The organism is Myxococcus sp. CA023 (genome assembly GCF_010998615.1).
In the GTDB taxonomy this organism is placed as follows: domain Bacteria; phylum Myxococcota; class Myxococcia; order Myxococcales; family Myxococcaceae; genus Myxococcus.
Genome location: NZ_JAAEAH010000033.1, coordinates 75,932 through 89,278, shown reverse-complemented (window position 1 = coordinate 89,278; position 13,347 = coordinate 75,932). Strand labels below are relative to the sequence as shown.

Here is a 13,347-nt window from a genome sequence, read left to right as displayed (position 1 = left end):
CCCCTGCCGCCAGCCCCCACCGCCAGGAGCCCTGGCGCGTGGCGTGGAACAGGAGCGCCACCGCGACGGCGTTGCAGCCCGTCAGGGTGCAATCCGTCACATCGCCGAAGATGCGCCCCTGGACGAGCTGCCAGCCAAAGGGCATGGCGAGGAAACCCGCCGCCCCCAGCATGGCCCAGAAGCGCCCAGCGGGCCTGCGCGCGATGAGGTAGATGGACACCGCCGCGGCCAGGTGCCCCAGGAGCGAGGCCAGCCGCAACGCCAGCGGCGTCACGCCCACCACGTGCATCATCAGCGCGCCGAACCAGAAGGGCCCCGTGGGCTTGTGCATCCACACGTGCGCGGCCCACCAGTGGCGCGGGTCCGCGGGGAAGACCGGGTCCTTGTAGATGTGCGGCGTGAAGAAGGTGTCGTGCGTGCCGCGCGCGGCGGCCTGGTGCATCGCCTCGTCCCAGATGTAGATGGCCGGATGCGCCAGGTGAGGCGCCAGTTGGGCCAATCCCCAGACGACGAGCGCCACGATGAGCAGTCCATCAAGACGCTTTTGAAAGACATCAGGGGGCGCGGCGGCAGTCGGGGCGTCGGTGCTCATCGGGGCGATGCGTGGGGATAGCACCCCAAGCCCGCCAGAGCCACCCGGAGCCGTGCGTCAGCCGCGCCCGATACCGATGTAGGTGAAGCCCTCTAGCCTGCGGGGACTTCACGCGCCCCTCCCTGCCGGAACGCCACCGGCCGCTCGAGCATCAGGGTCCGCAGCCAGTCGTGGAGCCGGTCCACGCCCTCGGCGATTCCCACCTGGGGCGCCCACCCCGTGGCTGTCTGGAACTTGCGGGTGTCGGAGACGTAGTAGCGCGGGTCCCCCGTCCGCCAATCCTCGAACTGGAGCGCGGGACGCAGGCCGGTGCGCTGCGAGATGAGGCCCAGCAACTCCAGCAGGCTCACCGTCCGCGACGGGCCGCCGCCGATGTTGAAGGCCTGCCCCTTGAGCCGTCCGATGTGCTGCTGCGCCAGGCCGAGAGCGCGCACCAGGTCGTCCACGTCGAGGATGTCCCGCACCTGCTTGCCATCCCCGTAGAGCGTGAGGGGCCGGCCTTCGAGCATGCGCCAGAGGAAGTGCGCCACCCAGCCCTGGTCCTCGGTGCCGAACTGCCGGGGGCCGTAGATGCAACTCATCCGGAACACCACCGTCCTCAGCCCGTAGGCCCGCGCGTAGTCGAGCACGTACTGGTCCGCCGCGCCCTTGGAGCAACCATGGGGGCTATCGAAGTCCAGCGGGCAGGCCTCCCCCACGCCGTGACCGCGCAGGCCCGCGTCCCGAGGCTCGTAGCGGCTGGGCTTCTGGACGAGCTCCACGCCCGGCATGCAGCCGTAGACCTTGTTGGTGGAGGTGAAGACGAGCGAGGCGGGCCGCTCCATGGCACGCAGCGCCTCCAGCACGTTCAGGGTGCCGCCCGCGTTGACCTCGAAGTCGGTGACGGGCACCTCCAGGCTGGTGGTAACAGCCACCTGGGCCGCGAAGTGGAAGACCTGGCTGGCGCCGACGACGGATTGCTTCACCGCATTGGCGTCCCGTACGTCCGCCGTCATCACCTCCAGCCGGGCGCCATGCCGGGCCTGGAGCCAACGCAGGTTGTGCACCACGCCGGGGCGCGTCAGGTTGTCGACGACGCGCACGGTCCGCCCCGCGGACAGGTAGTGGTCCGCCAGGTTGGAGCCGATGAAGCCGGCCCCGCCGAAGATGACCGTCCTGCCCCCATCCACCTCCCAAGGTTCCGCCGCGCTCATTCGGTCAGCCCTCGCGCCTCGAGTTCCGCGCGCGCCTCCGCCACGCGGTCCGTCGCCACCTGGTCTTCGAGCCACGACGACAGCTCCGCGAGCCCGTCGTGGAAGGAAACCCGGGGTGCGTACCCCAGCAGCTCACGCCCCAGGGAGATGTCCGCGAAGCAGTGACGGATGTCGCCCATGCGATAGCGACCCGTCACCGCGGGGCGGAGGCCGAGGCAGCCCATCACCTCCGCGAGCGCCAGGGCCACTTCCTTCAGCGAATGCACCTGGTGTTGAAGCTGCTCGGCCGTCAAACCGGACGGGGTCATCGCGCCTCCGTCATGCACGGGAATCCATGACGAGGGTGCGCAGCACGCAGGAACTTTCCAAGTAGGGCCGGGCGCATGGCCCGTCGCCTGTCGGAGCCCCCGGGAGCGCGGCACTACCTTTCAGGCATGTCCTTGCGGCAGCTCCTGTTCGGCAGGCCCATTCCGAACGAGCAGGCGGAAGAGGAGAAGATAGGTCCGCTGACCGGTATCCCCGTGCTCGGGCTGGACGCGCTGGCCTCCGCCGCCTACGGGCCCGAGGCCGCGCTCACCGTCCTGCTCGTGCTGGGCAGCGCCGGGCCGCGGTACATCGGCCTGCTCACCAGCATCATCGTGGCGCTGCTGCTCGTGGTGCAGTTCTCCTACCGGCAGACCATCGCCGCGTATCCCGACGGCGGCGGCTCGTTCTCCGTGGCCCGCGCCAACCTGGGCGTGAGGCCCGCGCTGCTCGCGGCCGCCGCGCTGGGACTGGACTACGTGCTCAACGTCGCGGTGGCCATCTCAGCCGGCGTGGGCGCGCTCGTCTCCGCCATCCCCAGCCTGTTCCCCCACACCCTGCTCCTGTGCCTGGTGCTGCTTGGCTTCATCATGGTGGTGAACCTGCGAGGCATCCGCGCCGCGGGCATGGCCTTCCTGCTGCCCACCTACCTGTTCGTCGGCTGCCTGGGCATCACCCTGCTCACGGGCGTCTGGAAGGTGCTCACGTCCAATGGAAGTCCCATCCCCGTCGTCGCCCCACCCAGGCTCCCGGAGAGCACGGCCACGGCGAGCCTCTGGCTGCTGATGCACGCCTTCGCCAGCGGTTGCACGGCGATGACGGGCATCGAGGCCGTCAGCAACGGCGTGCCCATCTTCCGCGAGTCCCGCGTGCGCAACGCGCGCCGGACGTTGATGTGCATCGTGAGCATCCTGGTGATGCTGCTCTGCGGCGTGGCGTGGCTGAGCCATGCCTATGACATCGGCGCGACCGCGCCGGGTCAGGCCGGCTACCAGAGCGTGCTGTCCCAAATCGTGGCCGCGGTCACCGGGCGCGGTGCCTTCTACTACGTGACGCTGGCGGCCATCGTCTGCGTGCTCTGCCTGTCCGCCAACACGAGCTTCGCGGACTTCCCCCGCCTGTGCCGCGCGCTGGCGCTCGACAGCAACCTGCCTCCGGCGTTCGCCCACGTGGGCCAGCGCCTCGTGTACTCCACGGGCATCGTCACCCTGACCCTGCTGGCCGCCGTGCTGCTGGTGGTGTTCGACGGCGTGACGGACCACCTCATCCCGCTGTTCGCGGTGGGGGCCCTGTCTGCCTTCACGTTGTCCCAGCTCGGCATGGTCATGCACTGGCGGCGCCAGGGCGGGCACGGCACGCGGCGGTTCCAGTGGGTGAATGGCGTGGGCGCGGCCTGCACCGCCCTGGCGCTGTGTGTGGTGGCGGCGGCCAAGTTCGAGGAGGGCGCCTGGCTGACCGTCGTCTTCATTCCCCTGTCCTATGCGCTGCTCCGGACCGCGCGGCGCCACGCCGAGCGCGTCCGCGCCGCCACCGAGACACTCCACCCCATCCCGGTGCAGGCGCTCGTCGCGCCCGTGGTGGTGGTGCCCCTCCGGCGCCTGGACCGAGTGGCGCAGAAGGGCTTGCGGCTGGCCCTGTCCATGTCCCCGGATGTGTACGCCGTGCAGGTCCTAGGACAACCGGACGCACCGGAGCATTTGGCGCAGCGCTGGGAGTGGCAGGTGGCCGCCCCTCTTCGGAAGGCGGGGCGGCCAGTGCCTCGGCTGGACGTGCTCGTGCCGACCTACCGCCAGGTCGTGGACCCGTTGCTGGGCTACGTCCGGAAGCTCGCCGCGGAGCATCCGGGCCGGTTCATCGCGGTGCTGGTGCCAGAGCTCGTCGAGCGCCGCTGGCACCACTTCATCCTCCCCAGCCACACCGCCACGCTGTTGAAGATGATGCTCCTGGTTCGCGGCGGGCCCCGTGTCGTCGTCATCAACGCGCCCTGGTACCTGCACGAACCCTCGGGCCGGCGGGGGCGGCTCAGATGAGGTTCTTCATGCGGACGACCAGGTTCTTGTCGCGGCTCCCCAGCGTGCTCGCATCGTCCGTGGGAATGACGGAGCCCTCATCGAATTTGACCTCGCCCGGCGTGGGCCCCGTGTTCCGCTCGACATGCCCTCCCCTCGGCCCTGGAATCCCACACGCGGCACGCGGTTGAATGGGCCCGTCGCTCACGGAGGTCCGCCCATGCGCCGTCTGGCCATCATTCCGCTCTTCGCGCTGTTCGGCTGCGGCTACGTGCAGTTGGGCATCCCAGGAGGCCCTGTCGACCTGGGCTCGCCCCGGAACGCGAGGGTGGGCGTCTTGATTCGCCAGCCCGCGAATGAACCGCTGGAAGGAGCGCCGGAGCGCGAGGACAAGGCCCCCGACGCGCCGGTCCCGAGCAGCTCGGACGCCGACACGACGTCGGCCCCCTGAGCAGAGGGACTACAGCAGCTTCTGCCCCAGCACGTCGAACGCTTCCAGGTCGCTCGCGGCGGCGGGGCTGGCCCGGTAGTCCTCCGCCAGGAGGGTCCAGAGCATGATGTCGCGCCACGAGCCGTCAGCGGCCTGGAGGCGCTGTCGCAAGGTGCCTTCGTGGGTGAAGCCCAGCTTGCGGGCCACCGCGACGCTCGGCACGTTGAGCGGGTCGCAGTGAATCTCCACCCGGCGCAGGCCATCCAGCTCGAACGCGACCCGGACGAGCGCCGCCGCCACTTCGGTCGCGAGCCCCTGACCGGTGTGCTGGGCCGCAATCCAATACCCTATCTCCCGGCCCCCCGCGCCCACACGAGGATGCAGCCCGCAGCCCCCCAGGACCTCCGTCCCACCCCGGTCGAACACGGCATAGGTGAAATCCTGTCCCAGGTCGAAGCTCCCGCGAAAGCGCCGCAGGACGGCGGCCTGCTGCTCCACGCTGATGGGGTAGTGCCGCGCCCAGTCCAACCAGGGGCGCAGGTGGTCGAGGCTGGCGTCGATGGCGCGGAGCGCACGCGCGGCGTCAGCGGGTGACCAGCAGCGGAGCAGGGTCCGTGCTGTCTGGAGGGTGTACGCAGGCCCGAAGGGAGTCGGAGTCATGACGAACCAGTGGAAGTAGAAGTGACTTTGGCCCCTTCCATCCCACGGAGTCTACGACAGAGGCAGAAGCCAGACAGGCCCGGGGCCACGAGCAACGCGACGGCCACGGCAATGGCTTATTCAATGCCTCGACGCACTCCGTCCCGTCTAACGCACCACGTGCATCTGGGAGGCACTCACCCCGTCGCCTCGCACACGCACCTCCAGGGCCCCTGTCTGTTCCGCGCGGAAATAGAACACCGCTTCCTGCTGCGGTCCCTCCAAGGCCATGGCGCCGCTGCCATTCAGAGGAACCAGGGCCTGCGTACACGCCGCGTCCCGGAAGAAGGTCACCCCTCCAACGTTCCCCTCCGCCTCCACCACCAGCAGGGACGAAGCCAGGGCGGACAGATTGCCCATGACGTCCTGGCTCTGCACCACCAACGCCTCGGAGCACGCGCCCGCCGCCACGTCTTGCTGGGGTGTCAGGAAGGCCACTTGCGCCGCCGCGTCCGCCACCACGTCCACGTCGAAGGTGACGCCCGGCAGGGTCTCCCTGGCATAGCCCGCGCCACTGATGCGGTTGCGGCTGATGACGTTGGCCCCGCCCAGGTCCGAGATGGCCGCCTGGTACGGCACGCCGTTCGCCACCACGTTGTGGCTCAACGTGTTCTCCACCACGAGCAACCGTGAGGATTGCGCCAGCGGCCCGCCGTCCGCCTCCGCTTGCGACAGGTCGATGCCAATGTCGTTTGCCTCCAGCGTGTTGCCCTGGATGAGGACGTCCTCGCACACCGGGCCGCTGTAGTAGGCCCCACCCGCGACGAGGATGCCGGCCGCCACATAGCCGGTCTCCGTATAGACGTTGCCGGTGACACGGTTGCCCAGCACCTGTCCCGTGGCGCCGAAGCTCAGCTGGATGCCATTCCTGGCAATGACGGCCGACGGACCGCCGCCCTCCACCACGTTGTCCTCCACGGCCACGTCCACCCGGCCCGAGGCCACGATGCCCGCCTTCTGGTAGCCCTCGACGTGGTTGCGCAGGACCTCCACCTGGACCACGTGGGACGCGTCCTGGGCGTTTCGCACCTCGATGGCCACGCCCTCCTGGCAGGCACCCCGGCCCTCATCCTGATGCAGCGCGCGCACCTCGCTGTCGGTGACGGAGCCACTCGCCGCCATGAAACGGATGCCCGCAAGGCCGGCCTCGCCCGCGTCACACGCCAGCTCCGACAGGCCGCGCGCCTCCACCGTCACGTCGTGGACGTGGGCCGTGTCTCCCCGGTTGCGGAGCACGGCGCCCTGGAAGCGGCCGCCTTCGGGGTCCACCGCAGTCACCACGTGCCCGGCGCCGTCGAAAGTGACTCCGTCCGGGATGTACAGCGTGCCCTCCGTCGTGCAGTCCGCCGTCAACGTCACGCGGCCGTTCTCCCACCGGGCGGAGCAGGGAGGAAACGCCCCACAGCGCCGGTCGTCCCAACGAATCCGGAACACGTGCGTCGCGCTCATTCCCGACACATTCGTGACGGTGAGCCGCACGGAGGGCTCCACGTCCGCCGGGATACAGGACAGCGCGGACCAGCGCACCTCGCCCCGCGTCCCGTCCTGGGTGGCGGTTCCCAGAAGGCCGGTGTTCGCGGACCATTGGAAGGAGAGGGCCTCGCCGCGAGGGTCCTCCGCCACCGCCTGGAGCAGGACGGGCTCCGCGCTCAGGGCCTCCGTCCGCGACTGGGCCGTGGAGACGATGATGGGCGGCAGTCGCCGCACCACACACACATCCACCAAGCCGACGTGCTCACCGCCACGGCCATCCCGCATCGTGACGTGGAACTGGCACGCGCCACAGGCCCCCGAGGGCGGCGTGGACGGCGTGAAGCGAGGCGACCGCGCGCTCGCGTCATCGAAGGTGCCTTCGCAACTGGCCGTCCATGCGTAGGTGAGCGTGTCTCCGTCTTCGTCCCGGCCTTCCGCCTGTAGGTGCAGGGAGTCGCCGTACTGGACCTCGCCGGAAGGAAAGGAGCCCAACTCCACCATCAGCGGCCAGCGATTGAAAGCGGCCACGCTGTCCGCTCCGAAGCCATGGTCCCGGGCCACTCGCACGGGGAAATCCAGCGTGGCCCCCTGGCCCACCGCGTTCGTCACCTGGAGCGTCAAGGTAACGAAGCCGGATGCCTCTGGCGCCGTCCAGACGGGCGCCACGGCGCTGGCGTCGCTGAAGCTTCCAGCCGAGGCCCGCCAGGCATACGTGAGCGCCCCATCCCCGGACGCGGCCTCCGCCACCGCGCGCAGCGCCACCTGCCCTTCGGGCCGGACCTCCGCCAACGAGCCCACCACCGCGTCAATGAAGGGCGCTCCGGGCACGCCGGAAACGGTGGCTCGCGGGACCAGGACGACCAGCGCCGTCCGGTGCGCACCTATCACCACGTTCGGGACGTCGATGTGCGCCAGGACCTCACCGCCATCGCCTCGGACGGTGGCACTCGCCTCAGCCGCTCGTCCGGAGGCAATCCGCCGCACCAGCCCCTGCCACAGGCCGTCGCCGCCAGAGAGCACCGCGCCCGCTTCGTCTCCTTCCACGGGCGTGAGCGTGGCACGGACCTCCGTAACGGACCCGGGCGTCAGCGTACGCGGCAACACCACCATCACCCGCGCCGACGCGGAGGGCTCCAGTTGGATGGGCAGCGGGTCCTCCAGGTGACACCCCGCGGTGACGAGCAGCAACAACACGCCCGCGAGGCGCCAGGGGTTCTGCGTGTCCAAGAACGTCATGACGGCATCCTCCGGCGGGAAAGGAATTCGAAACGTTACCGGGAGCCTCCCGGCGGCGCGAGGCCCCTGCCTCCCATGCAACGCGTCAGCCGACCTTCCGGGGAGCCCCCCTGCGGGGCACCCTCCCGTCAACTGTGCGACGAGGGCGCTGACGTCACCACGTCACGCGTTGCCAGGGCCTGCCCCTCCATGCTCGAGCGGCCCATCCGAAGGCCTCGCTTCCAGCGCCACGCCCTGGCCCGGCGCGCGGTTCCCGGGGCGCCATCCTACCTTTGCCCCACCCGCGTTCCGTCGCGCGCCAATCACATCCACCCCCTGCTGGACATCTCACCTGGACCCGGGCAGGGGCGACTGTCCACATCCAGCGCCATCGCCATCCGTGGAGTCCATATGACGCTGCACGACTTCACACTATCGAGTCCATCTCACTGAGCACCCGCTCAGAGAGAGGAGCGTTCATGAGTCGAAATCGATGGCGATGTTTTGGAAGCCTTCTGGTTGGAACCCTGTCACTGCCAGTCGTGGGGTGCTCGGGCGAGGAACCCAGTCACGCAGAGGCCCACAGCAGCTCCAGTGAAGACCTCCACACGGCAGCGCTGAGCACGGCGTCCCCCCAAGAGGGATTCCAGGACCCCACCTGCGGGTACATTCCCTGCCCTGTCATCCAGAACGGAAACGTTCTGACGCTGGCGGGCAACTGCGCCACCTACTCCACCCTGCTCATTCCGGATGGGTACGTCCTGGATGGGGCAGGGCACTTCATCATGGCGCTGGACCCTCCGGGAAACCACTTCAAGGGCGCCATCGCGCGCAACTGCGGCGGCAGCGCGTTCTACATGAACCTCAGGCTCATGTTGAAAGGGCTCTCGGACGTCTGCGACACGGGGGATGACGCGCTCGCGGGCATCCGGTTCGACAATGCGACGGGCTCCGTCATCAACACCCAGATCTTCAACATCCGCCAGGGAGACGGAACCGGAGGCTGCCAGGAGGGCACCGGCATCCTGATTCGCAACCAGGCCCCGTTGAACCCGACGCAACACGTCGGTGTCCAGAACAATCTCTTGCTGGGATACCAGAAGGCCGGCGTCGCGGCGGTTGGCAACGTCGTGGTGGACATCACCAACAACCGGATGGTGGGCGCGGGTCCCATCGGCAACGTCGCCCAGTCCGGAATCCAGGTCGGGCTCGGGGCCACCGGACACATCGTCAACAACCTCATCTCCGGGCACTCCTACACCGGCGAGGGCGTCGCCAGCGGCATCCTCGTCTACGGAGGGCCGATGTATGGGGGCCCGTTGTCCACGGACGTCCTCATTCAAGGCAACCAACTTTTCAACAACGACATCGGCGTCTACCTGTCCCAGGGCAACGCGGATCAAAGCCCTCCGGCGGTGCTGACGAACATCCAGGTCGTGGACAACGTGCTCCACTTCGACGGGGTGACGAATGGCTACGTCTACCAGGCCGGAATCTCCGACCTGGGAACGGGCAATGTCATTCACTCCAACGTCATCACCGGCGCGGGGTATGACCCGGCCACCCTCCCCGGCTCCACCTTCGCCGTGGATGTGCTCGCGGGTCCGGCAGCAAGCCTCGCCTTCCGCAATCCGCCTCAGCAGGTCCCCGTGGGCCTCTGCTCCGGCCCGCTCATCGTCCAGACCCAGGACGTGAGCGGGAACCTGGTCGTTCCCACCACGACGGGCTTCAACATCACCTCAGCGGGCCCGGCCTCCCCCGGCATCCAGTTCTACGCCGACCCCGCCTGTGCGGGCCCCGCGGTGACGACGCTCGACCTGGGGAACCCCCAGGCCCAGGGCCGCTTCTACTTCCGGGCCACCACGCCGGGCAGCGTCACCGTCTTCGTCTGGAATTCGGACTGGACACAAGGCCAGACGCAGCAGGTCTTCATCCCCCTGGAATCGACGCCACCGCCCGCCGGCGCCCTCCGGCTGGAGCCGCAACACTGACGTGATGCCCGGGTGGCCAGACGGCTCGCTCACGCGCTGGCCACCCGGGCCGCCAGCAGCAATAGACATACAAATACAACTCACCATCAATACATCCCGGAACGAGGCGACCGCGCCTGGCCCTGTTCGAAAGCAGTGGCTGCGCTGGGCCAACTGAGGGAATGTCACCGCCTCCCTGGTCCCGGAAGGCGCCCCCTGGGCGCTCGGATGCGGAATCCGCAACATCCCGCAGATAAATACATTTCGACTGTCGCATTGAAAGTCATTGAGGCGACCTTCGGGAGGGCTTTGCCATGAAGGGCTTCTCCCCCAGGTTGCCCGAGGCCCGTCAATCTCAGTCAGGCAACGAGACCGTGTAGCACGGCTCACCGCGAGTGAGCGAGGAATGCCGACGGGCCTCGACAGGAGAAGCGAATGAACCGGTTGGTCGTATGGTTGGTTTCATGGATGGCCATGGTCCTGGCTTCTGGCGGCAACACGGCATGGGCCGCCCAGGCCGAAGCAAGGCCTCCCGCGGCAGTGGTTGACAGGGACGGAGGCGTTCCCCCCGAGCGGGTCTCCTTCACGACGAATTGGATCTACCGCGACGCCATGGAAGCACCGTGGCAGGACTACTCCTGGGCCACCCACTCCCTCACCAACACCTCCCCCGTCGCGGCGGGGCGCTACTCCATCTCCGTGACGATGCGCTCCAGAGAGGCGCTGTATTTCAATACATCGCCGTTCACCTGGAGCCCGGGGATGACGCTCACCCTGAGCGTGCATGGCGGGACGTCCGGCAACAACGCGGTGGTGCTGGCCCGGGCCGTGGTGAACGGCGGCATCACGCCCGGCACCGAGCTGGGGCCGTACTGCACCGGAGGCCGTATCCGCGCCAATACCTGGACGACGTGCTCCGTCCCCATCTCCGTCCTGGCGCCGCAGGGGGCACGACTGACGGGCCTCGTGCTCCAGGAAGGCCAGGGACTGAGCCTGCCCACGCTCTACTTCGACGAGCTGGGCGTGCGTAACATGGCCGAGCCGCCTCCGCCGGTGGAAGTGGCCATCAACCCCTCCTCCGCCACGGTTCCGGCCGGGGGGACGCAGGCCTTCACGGCCACGGTGACGGGCAGCACCAACACGGCGGTGACGTGGTCCGTGCAGGAGGGCGCGGCGGGAGGCACCATCACCCAGGCAGGCCTGTACACCGCCCCGTCCACCGCGGGGACGTACCGCGTGGTGGCGACGAGCCAGGCCGCCCCCACGAAGTCGGCGGTGGCCACCGTCACCGTCCAGAGCACGCCCCCACCGCCGAGCGGCAAGTGGGTGTCGGGCTACTACACCGGCTGGAACTCGGACCTGTACCCGCCGGAGAAGGTGGACTTCTCCGCGCTCACGCACATCCTCGTCGGCCGCGTCACTCCCAATCCGGATGGGACGGTGAACACCCAGTTCGACAACTCGAATGGCCCGGCCATCGCGCGGACGCTGTCCACGCGGGCGCACGCGGCCGGACGCAAGGCCATCATCATGGTGGGCGGCGCGGGTGAGCACGACGGCTGGGTGGGCGCGGCGTCCAACGCGAACCGCGCCCGGTTCGTCCAGAACCTGCTCAACGCGGTGGATACCTTTGGCTATGACGGCCTGGACCTCAACTGGGAGCCGGTGGAACAGGTGGACAAGCCGGCGTTGCTCGCGCTGATACAGGCGCTGCGCGCGGCCCGGCCGCAGATGCTGCTCACCATGCCCATCGGATGGGTCAACAGCAACTTCCCCGAGGATGCGGACCCGTGGTTCACCAACCTGGTCCCCCACCTGGACCAGATGAACGTGATGACCTACGAGATGACGGGCCCCTGGGGCGGCTGGCTGTCCTGGTACACCTCCGCGCTCATGGGAGAGTCGGGCAACCACCCCACGTCTGTGTCCGCCAGCCTCAGCGCCTGGGCCAACGCGGGCATCCCCAAGAGCAAGCTGGGCATGGGCATCCCGTTCTATGGCATGGCGTGGCGGAACATCACCGGCCCGTATCAGCCGTACACGGACTGGTCCGACTACGTGGGCAGCGACAATTCCTTCACATACAGCAAGATTCTCCAGCTGTCGGCGACGGGCGTCTACCACTGGGACGAGGCGGCGAAGGCCAGCTACGTCACCTTCGACGTCCCCGTGGAGGACGGCACGGTGCGGTGGATTTCGTATGACTCACCGCAAACCATTGCCGCCAAGGGCGCCTTCGCCCATGACAACGAATACGGAGGCACCATCATCTGGACCATCAACCAGGGCTGCACCGACCCACAGACTGGCGCCAATCCGCTGCTCGACGCGGTGAAGGACGCCTTCCTGCCATGACCCGGTGAGGGCAAGGGACCGCGCTGTGCACGCAGCGCGGCCCATGACTCCACAAGAAATGCCCTCCCTGGGGCGTCAAAACGCCCCCCGTGTGAAGCGACGGCCACTGCCGACACGCGCGGCCATTGACGAGACACCATGACACCTGTTCTCGGGGGCGCGAGCGCCGTGCTCGCCTGCCCCCGCGACGGGGACACGAATCTTCCCACCGACACCTTTGGAACGGCACTCCGGTTGCTCATGGCCTCCCACGATGGATGCGTGACTGCCTACAGCGGGCATCACCAGGGCCAGGGCGGCACATGGGGGCAGACAGCGATGCGTTGCGGGTGGAAGGCAATGGCGGGCACAGTGGGTATGTGGGCCGTCACGGTCCGGCTGCTCAACATCGCGCTGCCGAAGCCAGGGGCGGACCTCTTCCGCTTCGGAAACCGCAACAAGAGCGCGGTGGCGGAGTCGCTGAGGGGTTTGGGCAACGACACGAATGACGGCGTTCGCACGCTGGTGAGCGACAAGAAGGCGCTCTACGTCGGCACCGCGAACCCGATGAATCTCCATCCGGACGGCGGCTGGGAGCTCCTCCAGCTGAAGAAGGACTGAGGCGGCCCTCCCCCGGCCGAGGTCCAGTCCCACAAGGTCTGGGCTTCGGCCGGGGTGCCAGGAATGGAGAACTCCTATCAGATTGCAGTCAAACTCCGTGTCGGCCCATGGGGGCCTCCCTCAAGCAGAACTTCGATGACATCTGTGGCGACACGTTCTGCGAGGGTGAATACAGCAACATCGAGTCGCTGCGCTTCCGCTGTTCCGTGAATGCCCTGACGGGCCGGATTGGCCTGTGCGTCTGGGTGTTCGCCGCCAGCAACGAGGAAATCGACCCGGCGACGGGCGCGGTGACGGTGGATGCGCGGACCTGGGCCTGCCAGGTGCCTGTCGCCCCTCGCGCCACGATTCAGGAGTTCCTGACGGCGCTCGCGGGCCCGGCGCCGCTCTACGCCACGCTGCCGCGCACCCAGACCACCCTCTACGAAGGTCTGGGCAACTGCCTCTGATTCACGGCGACGCGGAGTCCGAGGGCGCCCCTTCACGAAGGGGGCGCTCACGGGTGCAT

Annotated in this window: 11 protein-coding genes and 1 pseudogene; 6 read left to right on the top strand and 6 right to left on the bottom strand. The window is 68.5% G+C overall.

Annotation, left to right across the window (positions count from 1 at the left end; translation table 11 throughout):
* From F8M74_RS16445 to F8M74_RS16435, 3 genes are all read right to left on the bottom strand, one after another.
* Window positions 1–592, bottom strand: a 592-nt coding sequence (locus F8M74_RS16445) for a glycosyltransferase family 39 protein (protein ID WP_194860193.1), incomplete at its 3' end; no start/stop codon positions are given.
* Between the two features lie 92 nt (window positions 593–684).
* Window positions 685–1,785: an NAD-dependent epimerase/dehydratase family protein gene (locus F8M74_RS16440; protein WP_141259071.1), complete on the bottom strand. Its 1,101-nt coding sequence runs from the start codon at window positions 1,783–1,785 to the stop codon at window positions 685–687.
* On the bottom strand, window positions 1,782–2,093 hold the full coding sequence (locus F8M74_RS16435) for an epimerase (RefSeq protein WP_228560961.1): 312 nt from the start codon (window positions 2,091–2,093) through the stop codon (window positions 1,782–1,784). Before F8M74_RS16435 ends, F8M74_RS16440 begins: the two co-directional genes overlap by 4 nt.
* Before the next feature lie 75 nt (window positions 2,094–2,168).
* On the opposite strand from F8M74_RS16435, the gene F8M74_RS16430 reads away from it, so the two are divergent.
* On the top strand, window positions 2,169–4,118 hold the full coding sequence (locus F8M74_RS16430) for an APC family permease (protein WP_228560959.1): 1,950 nt from the start codon (window positions 2,169–2,171) through the stop codon (window positions 4,116–4,118).
* Here F8M74_RS16430 and F8M74_RS16425 read toward each other — a convergent pair.
* Window positions 4,111–4,305 carry a hypothetical protein gene (locus tag F8M74_RS16425; protein WP_162295009.1) on the bottom strand — a complete coding sequence of 65 codons (195 nt, stop codon included), beginning with the start codon at window positions 4,303–4,305 and terminating at the stop codon, window positions 4,111–4,113. The two genes, F8M74_RS16430 and F8M74_RS16425, sit on opposite strands and share 8 nt — an antisense overlap.
* Window positions 4,306–4,317: 12 nt before the next feature.
* On the opposite strand from F8M74_RS16425, the gene F8M74_RS16420 reads away from it, so the two are divergent.
* On the top strand, window positions 4,318–4,548 hold the full coding sequence (locus F8M74_RS16420; protein WP_141259070.1) for a hypothetical protein: 231 nt from the start codon (window positions 4,318–4,320) through the stop codon (window positions 4,546–4,548).
* Window positions 4,549–4,557: 9 nt separating this feature from the next.
* Here F8M74_RS16420 and F8M74_RS16415 read toward each other — a convergent pair whose 3' ends face one another.
* Together F8M74_RS16415 and F8M74_RS16410 are read right to left on the bottom strand one after the other, a co-directional pair.
* Complete coding sequence (locus F8M74_RS16415) at window positions 4,558–5,187, bottom strand: GNAT family N-acetyltransferase (protein WP_141279622.1); 630 nt, start codon at window positions 5,185–5,187, stop codon at window positions 4,558–4,560.
* A 147-nt stretch (window positions 5,188–5,334) separates the two neighbouring features.
* The gene (locus F8M74_RS16410; protein ID WP_228560425.1) at window positions 5,335–7,935 is read right to left on the bottom strand and encodes a right-handed parallel beta-helix repeat-containing protein; all 2,601 of its coding nucleotides are present in this window, start codon (window positions 7,933–7,935) and stop codon (window positions 5,335–5,337) included.
* A gap of 458 nt (window positions 7,936–8,393) precedes the next feature.
* Between F8M74_RS16410 and F8M74_RS16405 the strand changes: the two genes are divergently transcribed.
* From F8M74_RS16405 to F8M74_RS16390, 4 genes and pseudogenes are all read left to right on the top strand, one after another.
* Window positions 8,394–9,905 (top strand): right-handed parallel beta-helix repeat-containing protein, encoded by a 1,512-nt coding sequence (locus F8M74_RS16405; RefSeq protein ID WP_141255488.1) that lies wholly within the window; start codon window positions 8,394–8,396, stop codon window positions 9,903–9,905.
* A 447-nt stretch (window positions 9,906–10,352) separates the two neighbouring features.
* Window positions 10,353–12,239, top strand: a complete 1,887-nt coding sequence (locus F8M74_RS16400) for a glycosyl hydrolase family 18 protein (protein WP_141255489.1) — start codon at window positions 10,353–10,355, stop codon at window positions 12,237–12,239.
* 339 nt (window positions 12,240–12,578) lie between these two features.
* The gene (locus tag F8M74_RS16395) at window positions 12,579–12,839 is read left to right on the top strand and encodes a hypothetical protein (protein ID WP_141255490.1); all 261 of its coding nucleotides are present in this window, start codon (window positions 12,579–12,581) and stop codon (window positions 12,837–12,839) included.
* Between the two features lie 113 nt (window positions 12,840–12,952).
* Window positions 12,953–13,288, top strand: a pseudogene (locus tag F8M74_RS16390) (hypothetical protein); the annotation flags it as partial.
* Window positions 13,289–13,347 lie beyond the last annotated feature (59 nt).

What these genes read in the sequence shown, in the direction of transcription:
- F8M74_RS16440 (WP_141259071.1), bottom strand. Translation starts at nt 1,785, where the DNA reads ATGAGCGCGGCGGAACCTTGGGAGGTGGATGGGGGCAGGACGGTCATC.
- F8M74_RS16435 (WP_228560961.1), bottom strand. Translation starts at nt 2,093, where the DNA reads ATGACCCCGTCCGGTTTGACGGCCGAGCAGCTTCAACACCAGGTGCAT.
- F8M74_RS16430 (WP_228560959.1), top strand. Translation starts at nt 2,169, where the DNA reads ATGGCCCGTCGCCTGTCGGAGCCCCCGGGAGCGCGGCACTACCTTTCA.
- F8M74_RS16420 (WP_141259070.1), top strand. Translation starts at nt 4,318, where the DNA reads ATGCGCCGTCTGGCCATCATTCCGCTCTTCGCGCTGTTCGGCTGCGGC.
- F8M74_RS16415 (WP_141279622.1), bottom strand. Translation starts at nt 5,187, where the DNA reads ATGACTCCGACTCCCTTCGGGCCTGCGTACACCCTCCAGACAGCACGG.
- F8M74_RS16410 (WP_228560425.1), bottom strand. Translation starts at nt 7,935, where the DNA reads ATGACGTTCTTGGACACGCAGAACCCCTGGCGCCTCGCGGGCGTGTTG.
- F8M74_RS16405 (WP_141255488.1), top strand. Translation starts at nt 8,394, where the DNA reads ATGAGTCGAAATCGATGGCGATGTTTTGGAAGCCTTCTGGTTGGAACC.
- F8M74_RS16400 (WP_141255489.1), top strand. Translation starts at nt 10,353, where the DNA reads ATGGCCATGGTCCTGGCTTCTGGCGGCAACACGGCATGGGCCGCCCAG.
- F8M74_RS16395 (WP_141255490.1), top strand. Translation starts at nt 12,579, where the DNA reads ATGGCGGGCACAGTGGGTATGTGGGCCGTCACGGTCCGGCTGCTCAAC.